The sequence below is a fragment of the Rhabdothermincola salaria genome, from assembly GCF_021246445.1.
Lineage (GTDB): Bacteria > Actinomycetota > Acidimicrobiia > Acidimicrobiales > Acidimicrobilacustridaceae > Rhabdothermincola_A > Rhabdothermincola_A salaria.
On record NZ_JAJQXW010000001.1, the window covers coordinates 1,533,135 to 1,548,345 of the forward strand.

Below are 15,211 nucleotides of genomic sequence, written 5' to 3' on the forward strand. Positions count from 1 at the left end.
GTGGCCGCCACCGCGGTCGCCGCCACATTGCTGATCGCCGCCTGCGGCGGCGGCACCGACGACGACCGGGGCGGCGGTGTCGACGCCGCCCTGCCCGAGTGCCCCCTCGACGCCCTCGAGACGGCCACCGGACCGGTCGAGATCGTGGTGTGGCACTCGCAGCTGGCCGAGACCGAGCGCACCCTCGAGGCGCTGGTCGCCGAGTACAACGACTCACAGGACGACGTGGAGGTCGTGCTCGAGAGCCAGGGCTCCAGCTACGAAGAACTGGTGCGCAAGTTCACCCAGGCCATCCCCACCCGCCAGCTCCCGGCTGCTCTGGTGGTCGACGACACCTCCACCCAGTTCATGGCCGACTCCGGGGTCGTCCTGCCCGCCCAGAGCTGCGCCGACGTCGACGACTACGCGCTGTCGCAGTTCCTCACCACCGCGGTCGACTACTACACGGTCGACGGGGCCTTCTACCCGGGGTCGGCCAACCTCGGCACGGCGCTGACCTACTACAACAAGAACCACTTCCGGCGTGCCGGGCTCGATCCCGACGACCCGCCCGCGACCCTCGACGAGCTCCGCGCCGCCGCCGAGGCCATCCAAGCCGCCGGGGTCACCACCACCCCGATGGTGCTGTCGCTCTCGCCGTGGATCATCGAGTTCTGGCTCACCGGCGCCGGGGCCCCGGTGGTCGACAACGGCAACGGCCGGGGCGAGGGCGGTGCCACCGCCGCGGCCCTCGCCGACAACGACACCGCCACCGAGCTGCTGGGTTGGATCGCCGACATGCAAGCCGACGGCCTGCTCCAGGCCCTGCCCTATGCCGAGGGCGGCATCGACCAGTACCTGGCCCTGGCCAGCCAGAACGCATCGTTCACCGTCGAGTCCTCCAGCGCGGCCACGTCCATCGCCGCCTTCCTCGAGGGCGACCTCGACCTGGCCGAGGTCGACGCCGACGCCGACGAGCCCACCGACCTCTCCGGGCTCGACATCGGCGCCGGCCCCTTCGCCGGCATCGACGCCGGCGGGCGGGGACAGGTCGGTGGCGCCGCCTGGTACATGGTCAACACCAGCCCACCCGAGGTGCAGGCCGCCACCTGGGAGTTCATGAAGTTCCTCAACGGCAACGAGGCCCAGGTCCAGCTCAACCTGGGCGGCTCGTACCTGCCGTTCCTACGCTCGGCGGTCGACGATCCCCGCATCGCCGCAGAGTGGTCGACCACGTTGTCGGGCCGCTGGCTGGCCACCGCCAACGAGATGCTCGTCGACGGCATCGACCCGACCTTCCCGGGTCCGCTCATCGGCCCCTACACCGAGGCCCGTCTGGCCATCCGCGAGGGCCTCGAGGCCCTCGCCGTCGACGGCCGCAGCCCGCAGGAGGCCCTGCAGCTGATGCAGGACGAGCTCGATGCCGCCTTCCAGCGCTACCGCGACGAAGGCTTCTGAGACGACGATGACCGCACCGACCGACCCGACCGCCCCGAACGCCGTGCGCTTCGGGCCGATGGAAGCCGCCGCCCACGCCCGCTGGAGCCGCTTCGGCCAGTGGGACGACACGCTGTTCTGGGACGTCCTGGGCCTCCGGCTCGAGGAGCTGCGCGCCGACTACGCCCGCATGCGCCTCCCCTACCGCCCCGAGCTGCGCCAACCCGCCGGGGTGGTGCACGGTGGCGCCATCGCCGGTCTGCTCGACACGGTGGTGGTCCCGGCGGTGGGGTGGCCCTTCGAAGCGGTCCCCGAGATGCTGACGCTCTCCATGAACATCTCGTACCTCGGGGCGGTCCGCGGCCAGGACTGCGTCGCCGAGGGCTGGGTCACCAAGCGCGGGCGCTCGATCGTGTTCTGCGAGGCCAGCGCCCGCGGGGCCGACGGCGAGCCGGTCGCCACCGCCAGCGTCGTCTACAAGGTGCGCGCCCCCGCCGGCTGAACGGGACTGCCGCCGGGGAGGCTCGGCTCGGGGTCGGCCCGGCTCCTCGGCGAGGGACAGCGACGGCGGAGCAGTCCTACGCTCCGCGGCATGAGCGCCGTGCTGCGAACCCACGAGGTCACCAACCAGGTCCCACCCCTGGCCGGCTACGACGTCGCCGGGGCCGACGTCGCCCTCAGCGACGGCGTCCGGCGCGAAGGGGCCACTTGGGTGGCCGACGAGCTCGCCGCCCTCGGCCGGCTGGCCGGAAGCGAGGAGGCCCAGGAGCAGGGCCGCCGAGCCGAGGAGAACCCTCCGGCGCTGCGCACCCACGACCGGTACGGCCATCGCATCGACGCCGTCGACTACCACCCCGCCTACCACTGGCTCATGCGCACCGCCGTCGAGCACGGGCTGCACGCGGCACCGTGGTCCGACGAGCGCTCCGGGGCCCACGTGGCCAGGGCGGCCAAGGTCATCACCTGGTATCAGGTCGACGGCGGCCACATCTGCCCCATCTCCATGACCTACTCGGTCATCCCTGCGCTGCGCCACGACCCGGCGACAGCCGGCGAATGGGAGCCTCGCCTGGTGTCACGCCGCTACGACCCGGCCGACCGGCCGGCGGGAGAGAAGACCGGGGCCACCGCCGGCATGGCCATGACCGAGAAGCAGGGCGGATCCGACGTGCGGGCCAACACCACCACCGCTGTCCCGCTCGGCCCCTCTGGCCACGAGTACCTGCTCACCGGCCACAAGTGGTTCTGCTCGGCGCCCATGTCCGATGGCTTCTTGATGCTGGCCCAGGCCCCCGGTGGCCTCACCTGCTTCTGGGTGCCCCGGTGGTGCCCGGACGGCACCCGCAACCTCATCGCCCTGCAGCGGCTGAAGGACAAGCTGGGCGACCGGGCCAACGCCTCGAGCGAGATCGAGCTGCTCGACACCTGGGCCCGACGCGTCGGCGACGAAGGCCAGGGGGTGCGCACGATCATCGAGATGGTCAGCCACACCCGGCTGGACTGCACCCTGGGGTCCGCCGCCATCATGCGCCAGGGGGTGGCCCAGGCCTCGTGGCACGCCCACCACCGTCGGGCCTTCGGTGCCCGGCTCGACGACCACCCGCTCATGGCCAACGTGCTGGCCGACCTCGCCGTCGAGTCCGAGGCGGCCACCGCCACCGTCCTGCGCCTCGCTCGGGCGTTCGACGCCGACCCGGACGACGAGCACGAGGCGCGGCTGAAGCGGCTGCTCACCCCGGTGCTCAAGTACTGGACCTGCAAGAGGGCCCCCCAACACGCCGCCGAGGCCCTGGAGTGCCTGGGCGGGGCCGGATTCGTCGAGGAGTCCGGGCTCCCCCGCCTCTACCGCCAGAGCCCCGTGAACGGCGTGTGGGAGGGGTCGGGCAACGTGATCTGCCTCGACGTGCTGCGGGCCATGGCGCGTGCTCCCGAGGTCCTCGACGCCTACTGGGACGAGGTCGCCCTGGCGGCCGGAGCGGACACGCGGCTCGATGCGGCGGCGACGGCGCTGCGCGACGAGCTGGCCGACGCCGACCAGATCGAGCTGCGGGCCCGCCGTCTGGTCGAGCGCATGGCGACGGTGTTCCAGGCGTCGTTGCTGGTGCGCCACGCCCCGGAGCCGGTGGCCGACGCCTTCTGTGCGTCTCGCCTCGACGGCGCGCCCGGCCACGCGTTCGGGAACCTCCCCACCGGTCTCGATCTGCGAGCGGTGCTGGACCGGGCCCGCCCCGCACTCGTCTGAGGCGCCGCGCCCGTCGCCGTCAGGACGCTCGCGATCGGGCCAGGGGGATCCCCAGCTCGGCGGTGCCCGTCACGTGGTCACCGAGGTCGTTGGTGGCCCGGAAGGCGATCTCCACCAGGCCGTCGTCGCCGTCGGTGCCGGTGCCGGTCACCGCACCGCTGAAGGTGAGCGTGGAGCCCGGCATCACCGGCACGCCCAGGCGGACGGACAGCCGTCGCAGCATGGCGTCGGGTCCGGCCCAGTCGGTGAGGAACCGGGTGCAGTAGGCGTTGGTGGACAAGATGTTCATGAAGATGTCGGGGGCACCTTGGGCGTTGGCGAAGTCGCGGTCGTGGTGCACGGGCATGAAGTCGCGGGTGGCCAGGGCTCCGGCCACCACCACGCTGGCGGTGACGTCGACGACCATCGGGGTCAGCTCGTCGCCCACGGCGACGCGGTACCAGTCGAGGGTGGAGGGCAGGGCGCTCATGACGCCGCCGGCCGGAACTTGAGCACCCGGAAGCGTTGACGCCCCACCACCTCGCCGGCCTCGTCGCGGTAGGTGCTGACCCACGTCACGAAATGGCCGGCGCCGAGGCGGGTGGACTTCTCCTCGGAGATCGACTCCATCGCCGTCTCGGCGGTGAGCACCTCCCCGAGGCGGACGTACCGCTCGATCTCGAACTCGGAGTTCGAGGCCAACGTCCCCGTGAAGCCGGCATCGTCGAGCACCGACAGCGGACTCTCGCCCGACACCTCGGTCGGGGCACCGCCCCGTTCGCGCAGGCCCGTGATGCGGGGAGTGGCCATGGTCCACGTCTGCAGCATCGTGGGCGGGGCCACGATCTCGCCGAAGCGTGACGCAGCCGCCGCGTCGGGGTCGGTGTACACGGGGTTGGCGTCCTCGAAGGCGGCGGCCCAGTGCCGGATCATCGGTTGGTTGACCGGATCGGGCGCCACCGAGGGGCCACCGGCCCCCATGGGCTGGCCGATGAGGGCGTCGAGACGCTTCCGGAAACGGTCCGACCCGTCCTGTTCTGTCCCCACGCGACCCCCTCGTCGAGCTGTGCGAGCCCACGTTGTAACACGTGGGCACGCCCCGACGGTCGCCCCCTGGCGTGCGTCAGACCTGGACACGTGTCTGATTTTCTGGTTCCCTGGTGTCGGGCGGGCCATGACCTGCTCGTGAGCAGGGGGACGGCATGCACTACCGCTACACACCCGAGCAGCAGGCGCTGCGCGCCGAGCTGCGCCAGTACTTCACCGACCTGATGACCCCCGAGATCCGGGCCGCTCTGCGGGCGGAGTCGGCCGAGAGCGGCAACACCGCCCGCAACGTCATGCGGCGCATGGGAGCCGACGGGTGGCTGGGGGTGGGCTGGCCCGTCGAGTACGGCGGCCGGGGCCTCACCGGCCTCGAGCAGTTCGTGTTCTTCGACGAGGTCCAGCGCGCCGGCGCACCCTTCCCCTTCGTCACGGTCAACACCGTGGGCCCCACGCTGATGCAGTACGGCTCCCAGGCCCAGAAGGACACCTACCTGCCCGGGATCCTGAACGGCGAGATCAACTTCGCCATCGGCTACACCGAACCCGAAGCCGGCACCGACCTGGCCAACCTGCGCACCCGGGCGGTGCGAGACGGCGACGAGTGGGTCATCGACGGCAACAAGGTCTTCACCAGCGGCGCCGACCGCGCCGACTACGTGTGGCTCGCTTGTCGCACCGACGTCGACGCTCCCAAGCACAAGGGCATCTCCATCATCATCGTGCCCACGTCGGCGCCCGGCTTCTCGGTCACGCCGATCCACACGGTCGGCGACACCGACACCACCGTCACCTTCTACGACGGCATCCGCGTCCCCGTCGACAACGTGGTCGGCGAGGTGAACGGTGGGTGGCGTCTCATCACCAACCAGCTCAACCACGAACGGGTCGGTCTGGCCGCCCTCGGCGGACGGGTCGAGCAGCTCTACGCCGACGTGGTGGCCTGGTGCGCCACCACACCGGCCGGCCCCAAGGGGTCCGAGCACCTCATCGACCAGCCCTGGGTGCAGACCGACCTGGCCCGGTGCCACGCCCGGCTCGAGGCGATGAAGCTGCTCAACTGGAAGATGGCCGCCGCGGTGGCCAGCGGCGACCTCACCGCCGCCGACTCGTCGGCCTCGAAGGTCTACGGCACCGAGTGCCAGGTCGAGGTCTACCGGCTGCTCCTCGGCATCCTCGGAGGCCAGGGCACCATCCGACCGGGTGAACCGGCGGCGGTGCTGCGCGGCGAGGCCGAGCAGGGCGCCCGAGCCGCCCAGATCAACACCTTCGGTGGCGGGGTCAACGACGTGCAGCGCGACATCGTCGCCTATGCCGGCCTGGGCATGACCCGCACCGCCCGGCGTCAGGAGAAGCCATGAGCACCGGCCCGTCCCTTCGTGAACGGCTCTCGGCCTTCGAGGGCCGCGACGCCTCTCCTCGCGAGCAGGCGCTCGACCCCGTCACCCAGACGGCGATCCGCCAGTGGGTCGAGGCCATGGGCGACGCCAACCCGGTGTACGTCGACGACGACGCCGCCCGGGCCACCGGCCGCGACGGCGTCGTGGCCCCCCCGACCATGCTGCAGGCCTGGACCATGCGCGGTCTGGCGGCGAGCCAGCGGCCCGACCCGCGCCCATCGGGGCGCGGCGAGCTGTTCGCCGTGCTCGACGAGGCCGGCTTCACCTCGGTGGTGGCCACCAACTGCGAGCAGACCTACGAGCGCGAGTTGCGCCCCGGCGACCGCGTCTCCATGCGTGAGGTGATCGAGTCGGTGTCCGACGAGAAGGACACCGCTCTCGGGCGAGGGCACTTCATCACCACCCGGATGACCTTCACCGACGCCGACGGCGAGGTGGTCGGCACCCAGTTGTGGCGCCTCCTGCGCTTCGCCCCACGACCCCGACCCGAGCCCGAAGCCGAGGTGGCGGCCCGGCCCCCTCGCCCCCGCCCGGCCGTCAACCGCGACAACGCCTTCTTCTTCGAGGGGGCCGAGCAGGGCAAGCTGCTGATCCAGCGCTGCTCGGCGTGCGGCTCCCTGCGACACCCGCCCGGGCCCATGTGTCCGCAGTGCCGGTCCACCGAGTGGGACACCGTCGAGTCCAGCGGCCGCGGCACCGTCCACAGTTTCGTGGTCAACCACCACCCCCAGATCCCGTCGTTCGACTACCCGTTGGCGGTCGCCCTCGTCGAGCTGGAGGAGGGCACCCGCGTGGTGTCCAACATCGTCGGCGTGGCGCCGGAAGACGTCACGATCGGCATGGCGGTGGCGGTGCGCTTCGAGGACTTCGGCGACGGACTGGTCCTCCCGCAGTTCGCTCCCGACCCCGCCCAGGACGGTGCCTGATGGACTTCTCCTTCGGTGAGGAGCACGAGGCGGTCGCCCAGCTCGCCGCTCAGGTGTTCGGTGGCGAGGTCGACCTCGACCGCCTCAAGGCCGCCGAGGCCGAGGGCGGCCGCACCGACCACGACCTCTGGTCCACCCTCGCCGAGGCGGGCCTCATCGGCGTCGGCCTGGCCGACGACGTCGGGGGCAGCGGCGGCGACCTCATCTGTGTCTGTCGCCTGCTCGAGGAGCAGGGACGAGCGCTGGCGCCGGTCCCGCTGGCCACGACGCTCGTCGCTTCGGCGGCCATCGATCGCCTCGGCACCCCCGACCAGCGGGCGCGGTGGCTGCCGGGCGTCGTCAGCGGGGATCGACCCCTCGCCGTCGCCCTCGACCAGCCGGCCGGGGCCCGATGGGAGCACCCCCAGGTGACCGCCACCCGTCACGGCGAGGTCTGGCAGCTCGACGGCTGGCTCCCCGCCGTGGCCGCGGCCGCCGAGTGCCGCCTGCTGGTGGTGGGTGCCGGCATCGACGGTTCCCCGGACAGCGGGCTCTTCCTCGTCGACCCGTCGGACCCCGGCGTGACCATCGAGGCGGTGGTCACCACCGACCGCCGGCCCCACGGCCACGTCACCCTCGCCTCGGCCCCCGCCGAGCCCCTCGGCGGCCTCGACACCGGCGACGTCACCTGGCTGGCCCAGCGGCTCATGCTGGCGCTGAGCGCGGTCACCCTCGGCGTGGCCGAGGAGGCCCTCCGCCGAGCCGCCGCCTACACCTCCGAGCGAGAGCAGTTCGGCCGGCCGCTGTCGAGCTTCCAGAGCACCGCCCACCGCGCCGCCGACGCCTACATCGACGTCGAGGCCATGCGGGCCACCCTCTGGCAGGCGGCCTGGCTGGCCGAGCAGCCCGATCCCGATCCCCACGAGGTGGCCACCGCCGTGCTGACCGCCCGCTGGTGGGCCGCCGACGGGGGCCAGCGGGTCGTGCACGCCGTGCAGCACCTCCACGGCGGGCTCGGCGCCGACGTCGACTACCCGGTCCACCGCTACTTCCTGTGGGCCAAGCAGCTCGAGCTCACCCTCGGGACCCCGAGCAGCGATCTGGCCCGCCTCGGCGAGGCGATCGCGACCGGGGCCCGAGCCACCCAGGAGGCCCGCCGATGACCGACCCGTCCGTCACCCTGCCGCCGTCGCTCCGGGCCGACCAGGTCGCGGTGGACGACGAGCTCCCCGAGCTCTCCGTCCCCCTCAGTCGCACGTTCATCATCAGCGCCGCCATCGCGTCGCGCGACTACCAGGACGTGCACCACGACCACGAGCTGGCCCAGGCCAAGGGCTCGGCCGACATCTTCACCAACATCCTCACCAGCAACGGGTTGGTGGGCCGGTTCGTCACCGACTGGGCCGGCCCGCGAGCCCGCCTGCGCAAGGTCGCCGTGCGTCTGGGTGTCCCCAACTACGCAGGAGACACCATGGTGCTCAGCGGTCGGGTCACCGCCGTCGAGGGCACCTGCGTCGACGTCGCCATCCGGGGACGCAACCAGCTGGGCGACCACGTCACCGGCACTGTCACCGTCGAGCTCCCCGGAGGCGACCAGTGAGCACCTTGAGCGGCACCGCCGCCATCGCCGGCATCGGCGCCACCGAGTTCTCCAAGGACTCCGGACGCAGCGAGCTGCAGCTGGCCTGCGAGGCGGTCCGCGACGCCCTCGACGACGCCGGCATCACCCCCTCGGAGGTCCAAGGCCTCGTCACGTACACGATGGAGACGAACCCCGAGATCGAGGTGGCCCGCAACCTCGGCATGGGTGAGCTCACGCTGTTCAGCCGCATCCACTACGGCGGCGGCGCCCCGGCCGCCACCGTGCACCAGGCGGCGATGGCCGTCGCCACCGGGGTCGCCGACGTCGTGGTCTGCTACCGCGCCTTCAACGAACGGTCGGGCCGGCGCTTCGGCGCCGGCGTCCAGGATCTCGGCACCGCCCCCACCGCCGAGGGCGCCCAGTTCTCCTGGTACGCCCCCTACGGCCTGCTCACCCCCGCACAGTGGGTGGCCATGAGCGCACGGCGCTACATGCACGCCTACGGCGCCACCAGCGAGGACTTCGGGCGGGTGGCGGTCGCCGACCGCAAGCACGCCGCCACCAACCCCAAGGCGTGGTTCTACGAGCAGCCCATCACGCTCGAGGACCACCAGAACAGCCGTTGGATCGCCGAGCCCCTCCACCTGCTCGACTGCTGCCAGGAGACCGACGGCGGCCAGGCGCTCGTGATCGTGAGCGCCGAGCGGGCCCGTGACCTGCCCCATCCCCCCGCCGTCGTGCGAGCGGTGGCACAGGGGGCTACGACCAGCACCCAGATGATGACGTCGTACTACGCCGACGACATCACCGGCCTGCCCGAGATGGGCCTCGTCGCTCGCCAGCTGTGGGCCGACTCCGGGCTCGGCCCCGCCGACATCCAGACCGCGATCATCTACGACCACTTCACCCCGTTCGTGCTCACCCAGCTCGAGGAGTTCGGGTTCTGCGGGAGGGGCGAGGCCAAGGACTTCATCCGCGACGGCAACATCGAGATCGGCGGCGGCCTGCCGGTCAACACCCACGGCGGCCAGCTGGGCGAGGCCTACCTGCACGGCATGAACGGCATCGCCGAAGGGGTGCGCCAGGTGCGCGGCACCTCGGTGAACCAGGTCGACGACGTCGACCACGTGCTGGTGACCGGGGGGACGGGGGTGCCCACCAGCGGGCTCGTCCTCGGTCGCGACCACTGAGCACGAACACCAGCACACGACACCGGGCGAGACAACCGAGGGGGAACGCATGACCACCGACGACGTCGCCGCGACGACCACTGCGGACCTGCTCTTGCAGCGCGCCGACGAGGACCGGCCCGGCCTGCTGTTCGAGGACGAGCACTACACCTGGGCGGAGGTGGTCGGCGAGGGCGCCCGTCGGGCGGCGATCGCTCTCGAGGTGCGCACCGATGGCCCGTTCCACGTGGGCGTGCTGCTCGACAACACACCCGAGTACCTGTTCTGGATCGTGGCCGGCGGCCTGTCCGGCGCGGCCGTCGTCGGCATCAACTCCACCCGCCGCGGCGCCGAGCTGGCCCACGACGTCGACCACACCGACTGCCAGATGATCGTGACCGACCGCGACCACCTGGAGCTGCTCGACGGGCTCGACCTGGGGCTGCCACCCGAACGGGTCTGGCTGGTCGACTCACCCGAGTACGCCGCCCTGCTCGAGCGCCACGGCGACGCCGAGCCCGAGCAGGTCCTCCAACCGATCGACCCACAGCAGCCGCTCCTGTTGTTGTTCACCTCGGGCTCGACCGGTGCCCCCAAGGCGGTGGTCTGCACCCAGGGCCGCTTCGCCGCCATCGCCGGCCGGACGCCGGGCATGTTCGGCATCACCGCCGAGGAGAGCGTCTGCTACAACGCCATGCCCATGTTCCACGGCAACGCCCTCATGGCCAGCTGGGCCATGTGCCTCGGCACGGGCGCGCCGTGGGCCCTGCGCCGCAAGTTCTCGGCGTCGGGGTTCCTGCCCGACGTCCGCCGGTTCGGGGCGACCTACATCAACTACGTCGGGCGTGCGCTCGCCTACGTGCTGGCCACGCCCGAGCGGCCCGACGACGCCGACAACCCCTTGCAACTGGCCTTCGGAACCGAGGCCACCGACCGCGACATGGACGAGTTCAGCCGCCGGTTCGGCTGTGCGTTCTTCGAGAGCTACGGCTCCAGTGAGGGGCCCATCTCCATCATCAAGGTGCCGGGCACGCCGCGGCACTCCCTCGGCCGCCCCCAGGAGGGCGACGTCGCAGTCGTCGACCCCACGACCCTCGAGGAGTGCCCTCCCGCCCGGTTCGGGCCGAAGGGCGAGCTGGTGAACCACGAGGCCATCGGCGAGATCGTCCGGCGCGACGGCGAGGTCACCTTCGAGGGCTACTACAACAACCCCGAGGCGTCGGCCGAGCGGCTGCGCAACGGTTGGTACTGGAGCGGTGACCTCGGCTACCGCGACGAGGACGGCTGGTTCTACTTCGCCGGCCGGGGCGCCGACTGGTTGCGCGTCGACAGCGAGAACTTCGCCACCACCCCCATCGAGCGCATCATCGCCCGCTTCCCCGGCGTGCTCGTCAACGCCGTGTACCCGGTGCCCGACAGCCGCACCGGCGACCAGGTGATGGCGGCCATCGAGCTGGTGCCCGGCACGGAGTTCTCCGCCGAGGCGTTCGAGGCCTTCCTCACCGCCCAGGAGGACCTCGGCACCAAGTGGGCGCCGCGCTACGTGCGCGTCACCGACCGGATGCCGCTCACCGGCTCGAACAAGCTCGACAAGAAGCCCCTGCGCGCCCTGCGTTGGGACGGCCCCGGGACCGTGTGGTGGCGCCCCGCCCCGGGCGACCGGCTCCGGGAGATGACCGACGACGAGCGGGCCGCGCTCCGCGTCGAGTTCGCCGAGTTCGGCCGCGAGCACCTCCTGACGTGACCACGACGACCGAGCCGTCCGGGCCCCGCCGGCTGTCGCGCACGCAGGCCGCCACCCGGGGCCGCATCCTCGACGCCGCCGTCGCCCTGGCGACCGCACACGGCTACGACGGGTTCGGCATGCGGGAGCTGGCCGCCGCCGCCGGAGTCTCCCCCGCCACGCTCTACCAGTACCACCGGTCCAAGGACGCCGTGCTGGTGGACGCCCTCGTCGAGTCCGGGCTGCGCACCTCCGAGGCCGTGGGGCGACGTCGGCCGGCCGACGACCGCCCCCTCGACGTGCGCATCGTGGCCGCCTTCGCCAAGGTCGTGCGGACCTACGAACGGGTGCCGCTGCTGTACCAGGCCATGTTCCGGGCCTACCTCGCCGGCGGGGCCACCCCGCCCGGCGAGGAATCGCCGTGGTCGGGGCGGTCGTGGCTCGACCAGGCCGTGGGCGACGACGTGGCCGACCGCGAGGTCCTCGTCGAGCTCCTCGAGCACCAGGTGCTGGCGTCGCTGGTGTCGCTCATCACCGGTACCGCCCCTCGCGAGGTCATGGCCCGCTTCGAGCGGGCGGTCGTCCACCTGTGCCCGTGAGCGGGGTGCAGATCGGCTCCCCGGGCCCGGCGCCCGACCCTGGTCCACCCGTATCGGTGCGGGCCCGACGAGCGATGTAGGGCCCTGAGAGGGACCCGCGCCACCGACCGGCGACGCGAGTGCGTCTCGACCGACAAGGGCGACCGCACCGGCAACGGGGCGGGAGCAACGCCACCGGACCCTCTGGGCCCTGGTGGCTGCCGAAGCCGACGATCCCGGGAGGGACCCCACGATGCTCGCTGATCTGCTCACCCACCTCCGTGTGCCGACGAAGGTGGTGGCGGCCGCGGTGGCCGTCGCCGTCGCCGTCGGCGGGGTGGGCGTCGCCGCCGCGGTGACCTCGGCCGATGACGACGATCCCGCGACCGAGGCCACCGAATCGTCGACCACGCTCGACAGCACCACCACCACCGACACCACCGCCTCGACCACGTCGACCACGATCGAGGACGAGGAGGCGACGCTCGAGTCCGACGCCGCCGAGGGCCCCGGGGACGAGACTCCGGAGCTGTCCGAGAAGCAGGGCCCACCGGAGGGGAAGGGCCCACCCGAGGGGACCTTCGGTGCCCGGGTCAGCGCCGATGCCCGCGACGGCGGCGTCGACGGACCCACCATCGCCGCCGAGGCCCGGGCTCGCGCCGCCGAACGCAAGGCCGACCGGGAGAAGGGCCCCGAGGCACCCGAGGCCGACGACGAGGGCGACCAGAGGGGTGGAGGTCGCCCCGACGGCGCCGGCCCGCCACCATGGGCCGGTCAGCCGGGCGGGCGCCCCGGCGGCGACTGACCCGCCCCGAGTCCCGACATCCGGCTCCTTCGACCGAAGCTGCGGGAGCACGCACCACGGCGGGGACCCCCGGGATCGAACGATGACGGGCGAACCAGCCTCGGGCCGTACCCCTCGACCGCACCGGCGGCGTTGACAGACCCGAGACATGGGGAGCCCCGAGATTCCGACGGCCGATTCCACCCCTCGGCGAGCGCTGCGCCTCGGCGCCGCGTTCCCGGAGGTGTTCGACGCAGCCCGCGCCAACGCGCCCTGGGCCTACCAGCGCCTGTTCGACGCGTTCGGCCCCCTCGTCGCCGGGTACCTGAGGGGCCAGGGAGCCGAGGACCCGGACTCCATGGCGAACGACGTCTTCCTGCGAGCGTTCACCAACCTGGCGACGTTCCACGGCGACGAAGGCCACTTTCGGTCGTGGTTGTTCACGATCGCACACCACCGACTCGTGGACGACCGTCGGCGCCGATCGCGCCGTCCAGATGTCGTCGACCGTCCCATCCCGGACCAGCGGGCCACGACCGACACCACCGAGGCGGTCATCGGTCAGCGGTTGGGCGACGAGCGCGTGGCGTCGCTGCTGTCGCGCCTCTCGCCTGACCAGCGCGACGTCCTCGTCCTGAGGATCGTCGGCGACCTGACCGTCGAGGAGGTGGCGGTGGCCGTCCGCAAGCGGCCCGGTGCAGTGAAGGCCCTGCAACGCCGCGGTCTCGCCGCGTTGCGACGGATCCTCGAGGCGGAAGACGGGGGTGCCGAGCAGGATTCGTGAGCCGGCCCGTACCCCTTCCGGCCCCCTCGGCGTTCACTGCCCCGAGATGAGCTTCCGACGACGAGCAGACGAGGTCGACGCCGTACTGGCCGGGACCGCCGACGAGCGTTTGACCGAGGCCGTCGCCGCCATTCGGACCTCTTTCGCCGATGCCGGTTCCCCGGCGCTGCCGGCCGGCCCGGAACTGGCCGACGTCCTCCTCTCGGGGATCGACACCCCAGCTGCTCCATCCCCGGCGCCGCTTCCCGGGCCGGGGTCGGAGACGGCGAAGAAGACGGGTACCACGGTCCGCAGCCACCGATCGCGCCGCCTGGTGGTGGCCGGCGTCCTGGCCGCGGCCCTCGCCACCGGGACCGGTCTCGCCGGGGCGCTGCCCGGACCCGTGCAGAGCGTGTTCGACCGGGCGAGTAGCGCAGTGGGCCTCGATCGCACCCCTGCCCCGGAGCCCACGAAACCTGTGGTGCCCGGCGACGACGTGGTCGGCGACGACCCCGCCGAGGACCGGCCGTCGGTGCCATCGACCGAGGACGCACCGGGAGCTCCGGTGCCCACCCCGCCCGGTGACGATCCCACGTCCCTGCCGCCGACCCCCGGCGTGCCGGCACCTCCGCCTCGCCCCGAGCCCACGGTCCCGGTCGCACCACCCGTGGAACCACCAGGCCCACCGGATCGCACCCCTTCCACGCCGACACCGCCCACACCCGCTGCGCCGCCCGAACCCTCCCCACCGCCCACGCCACCCGCAGCCCCCGAACCCCCTTCTCCCGACGCCGCCTCGACGCCGGGAGCCACCGAGCCCCCGTCGCCGACGAGGCCCGACCGACCCTGATCTTCGGCGCCCCGGCGCCGATGACAACGAGACGGATGTCTCGAACGAAAAGGCGACCGCACCGGTGACGGTACGGGAGCAACGCCCTCGGATCTGTCGCTGACAGACCTCGGGGCTACCGAGGCGAACAACCACCATCCACGGAGGAAACGACCATGATCACCGCAGCCCTCGCAGCACTGGGCATCTCGACCAAGGTGGCCGCCGCCGCGACCGCAGGCGTCATCGCCGTCGGAGGCCTCGGCGTCGCCGGCGCCGCCATCGTCGACCGTGCCCCTGAAGAGGTGCCCGTCGTCGAAGCAGGCGACGGCGCACCAGAAACGGTCCGCCAGGATGCCGACCGCCGCCAGGACGCCGAGGCACCCGTCGACCCGACCGAGGAGGTTGCCGACGCGGCCGTCGAGCCGGTCGCCGAGGGCGACACCGAGGGCGATGGTCCGCCCGAGGACAGCTTCGGCGCCCGCGTGAGCGCCGATGCCCAGGAAGGCGGCGTCGACGGCCTCGACATCGCCGCCGAGGCACAGGCCAACGCCGCCGCTCGGGCCGAGGCACGGCAGGGTCCGCCAGCCGACCTCCCGGTCCCCCCGGCCGACGTCCCGGGCCCCCCGGCCGACGTCCCGGGCCCCCCGGCCGACATCCCGGTGCCCCCGGTGCCCCCGGTGCCCACCGACAACCTGCCGGAGACCCCGGCCGGCCCGCCGGCCGAGACGGGTCGACCCGCCCCGCGCTGATCCCGCGACGACACCACGATCATCATCAGTTTCGACAGGAGGCCC

The 15,211-nt window shown here is 72.6% G+C and carries 15 protein-coding genes; 13 read left to right on the top strand and 2 right to left on the bottom strand.

Annotated elements, in window-relative coordinates; translation table 11 throughout:
• The 3 genes from LUW87_RS07130 (at position 1) to LUW87_RS07140 (ending at position 3,658) form a co-directional block, all read left to right on the top strand.
• Positions 1 to 1,437: an extracellular solute-binding protein gene (locus tag LUW87_RS07130; RefSeq protein WP_232670432.1), complete on the top strand. Its 1,437-nt coding sequence runs from the start codon at positions 1 to 3 to the stop codon at positions 1,435 to 1,437.
• A 7-nt stretch (positions 1,438 to 1,444) separates the two neighbouring features.
• Complete coding sequence (locus LUW87_RS07135) at positions 1,445 to 1,918, top strand: PaaI family thioesterase (protein WP_232670434.1); 474 nt, start codon at positions 1,445 to 1,447, stop codon at positions 1,916 to 1,918.
• 102 nt (positions 1,919 to 2,020) lie between these two features.
• Positions 2,021 to 3,658, top strand: coding sequence for an acyl-CoA dehydrogenase family protein (locus LUW87_RS07140; RefSeq protein ID WP_346742425.1), 1,638 nt, complete (start codon positions 2,021 to 2,023; stop codon positions 3,656 to 3,658).
• A gap of 19 nt (positions 3,659 to 3,677) precedes the next feature.
• On the opposite strand, the gene LUW87_RS07145 is transcribed toward LUW87_RS07140, so the two are convergent.
• Positions 3,678 to 4,127: a MaoC/PaaZ C-terminal domain-containing protein gene (locus LUW87_RS07145; protein ID WP_232670436.1), complete on the bottom strand. Its 450-nt coding sequence runs from the start codon at positions 4,125 to 4,127 to the stop codon at positions 3,678 to 3,680.
• Positions 4,124 to 4,618 (bottom strand): MaoC family dehydratase, encoded by a 495-nt coding sequence (locus tag LUW87_RS07150; RefSeq protein WP_283251000.1) that lies wholly within the window; start codon positions 4,616 to 4,618, stop codon positions 4,124 to 4,126. The genes LUW87_RS07145 and LUW87_RS07150 overlap by 4 nt, the downstream gene beginning before the upstream one ends.
• Positions 4,619 to 4,839: 221 nt before the next feature.
• Between LUW87_RS07150 and LUW87_RS07155 the strand changes: the two genes are divergently transcribed.
• The 10 genes from LUW87_RS07155 to LUW87_RS07200 all read left to right on the top strand — a co-directional run bounded on the left by LUW87_RS07155 (position 4,840) and on the right by LUW87_RS07200 (position 15,166).
• Complete coding sequence (locus tag LUW87_RS07155) at positions 4,840 to 6,042, top strand: acyl-CoA dehydrogenase family protein (protein WP_232670438.1); 1,203 nt, start codon at positions 4,840 to 4,842, stop codon at positions 6,040 to 6,042.
• Positions 6,039 to 7,007 carry a bifunctional MaoC family dehydratase N-terminal/OB-fold nucleic acid binding domain-containing protein gene (locus LUW87_RS07160; RefSeq protein ID WP_232670439.1) on the top strand — a complete coding sequence of 323 codons (969 nt, stop codon included), beginning with the start codon at positions 6,039 to 6,041 and terminating at the stop codon, positions 7,005 to 7,007. Before LUW87_RS07155 ends, LUW87_RS07160 begins: the two co-directional genes overlap by 4 nt.
• On the top strand, positions 7,007 to 8,149 hold the full coding sequence (locus tag LUW87_RS07165) for an acyl-CoA dehydrogenase family protein (RefSeq protein WP_232670440.1): 1,143 nt from the start codon (positions 7,007 to 7,009) through the stop codon (positions 8,147 to 8,149). The genes LUW87_RS07160 and LUW87_RS07165 overlap by 1 nt, the downstream gene beginning before the upstream one ends.
• Entirely contained in the window at positions 8,146 to 8,586 is a 441-nt protein-coding gene (locus LUW87_RS07170; RefSeq protein ID WP_232670441.1) for a MaoC family dehydratase, read from the top strand. The genes LUW87_RS07165 and LUW87_RS07170 overlap by 4 nt, the downstream gene beginning before the upstream one ends.
• The gene (locus LUW87_RS07175; RefSeq protein WP_232670442.1) at positions 8,583 to 9,758 is read left to right on the top strand and encodes a lipid-transfer protein; all 1,176 of its coding nucleotides are present in this window, start codon (positions 8,583 to 8,585) and stop codon (positions 9,756 to 9,758) included. Before LUW87_RS07170 ends, LUW87_RS07175 begins: the two co-directional genes overlap by 4 nt.
• Positions 9,759 to 9,807: 49 nt before the next feature.
• Positions 9,808 to 11,481: an AMP-binding protein gene (locus LUW87_RS07180; RefSeq protein WP_232670443.1), complete on the top strand. Its 1,674-nt coding sequence runs from the start codon at positions 9,808 to 9,810 to the stop codon at positions 11,479 to 11,481.
• Complete coding sequence (locus tag LUW87_RS07185; RefSeq protein ID WP_232670444.1) at positions 11,478 to 12,059, top strand: TetR/AcrR family transcriptional regulator; 582 nt, start codon at positions 11,478 to 11,480, stop codon at positions 12,057 to 12,059. Before LUW87_RS07180 ends, LUW87_RS07185 begins: the two co-directional genes overlap by 4 nt.
• 232 nt (positions 12,060 to 12,291) lie before the next feature.
• Positions 12,292 to 12,843: a hypothetical protein gene (locus tag LUW87_RS07190; RefSeq protein ID WP_232670445.1), complete on the top strand. Its 552-nt coding sequence runs from the start codon at positions 12,292 to 12,294 to the stop codon at positions 12,841 to 12,843.
• 148 nt (positions 12,844 to 12,991) lie between these two features.
• Complete coding sequence (locus tag LUW87_RS07195) at positions 12,992 to 13,606, top strand: RNA polymerase sigma factor (RefSeq protein ID WP_232670446.1); 615 nt, start codon at positions 12,992 to 12,994, stop codon at positions 13,604 to 13,606.
• Between the two features lie 984 nt (positions 13,607 to 14,590).
• Entirely contained in the window at positions 14,591 to 15,166 is a 576-nt protein-coding gene (locus LUW87_RS07200; protein WP_232670447.1) for a hypothetical protein, read from the top strand.
• The last annotated feature ends 45 nt before the right edge of the window (positions 15,167 to 15,211 follow it).

Coding starts and splice junctions, on each gene's coding strand:
- LUW87_RS07135 (WP_232670434.1), top strand. CDS start 1,445: ATGACCGCACCGACCGACCCGACCGCCCCGAACGCCGTGCGCTTCGGG.
- LUW87_RS07145 (WP_232670436.1), bottom strand. CDS start 4,127: ATGAGCGCCCTGCCCTCCACCCTCGACTGGTACCGCGTCGCCGTGGGC.
- LUW87_RS07150 (WP_283251000.1), bottom strand. CDS start 4,618: ATGGGGGCCGGTGGCCCCTCGGTGGCGCCCGATCCGGTCAACCAACCG.
- LUW87_RS07155 (WP_232670438.1), top strand. CDS start 4,840: ATGCACTACCGCTACACACCCGAGCAGCAGGCGCTGCGCGCCGAGCTG.
- LUW87_RS07160 (WP_232670439.1), top strand. CDS start 6,039: ATGAGCACCGGCCCGTCCCTTCGTGAACGGCTCTCGGCCTTCGAGGGC.
- LUW87_RS07165 (WP_232670440.1), top strand. CDS start 7,007: ATGGACTTCTCCTTCGGTGAGGAGCACGAGGCGGTCGCCCAGCTCGCC.
- LUW87_RS07170 (WP_232670441.1), top strand. CDS start 8,146: ATGACCGACCCGTCCGTCACCCTGCCGCCGTCGCTCCGGGCCGACCAG.
- LUW87_RS07180 (WP_232670443.1), top strand. CDS start 9,808: ATGACCACCGACGACGTCGCCGCGACGACCACTGCGGACCTGCTCTTG.
- LUW87_RS07190 (WP_232670445.1), top strand. CDS start 12,292: ATGCTCGCTGATCTGCTCACCCACCTCCGTGTGCCGACGAAGGTGGTG.
- LUW87_RS07195 (WP_232670446.1), top strand. CDS start 12,992: ATGGGGAGCCCCGAGATTCCGACGGCCGATTCCACCCCTCGGCGAGCG.
- LUW87_RS07200 (WP_232670447.1), top strand. CDS start 14,591: ATGATCACCGCAGCCCTCGCAGCACTGGGCATCTCGACCAAGGTGGCC.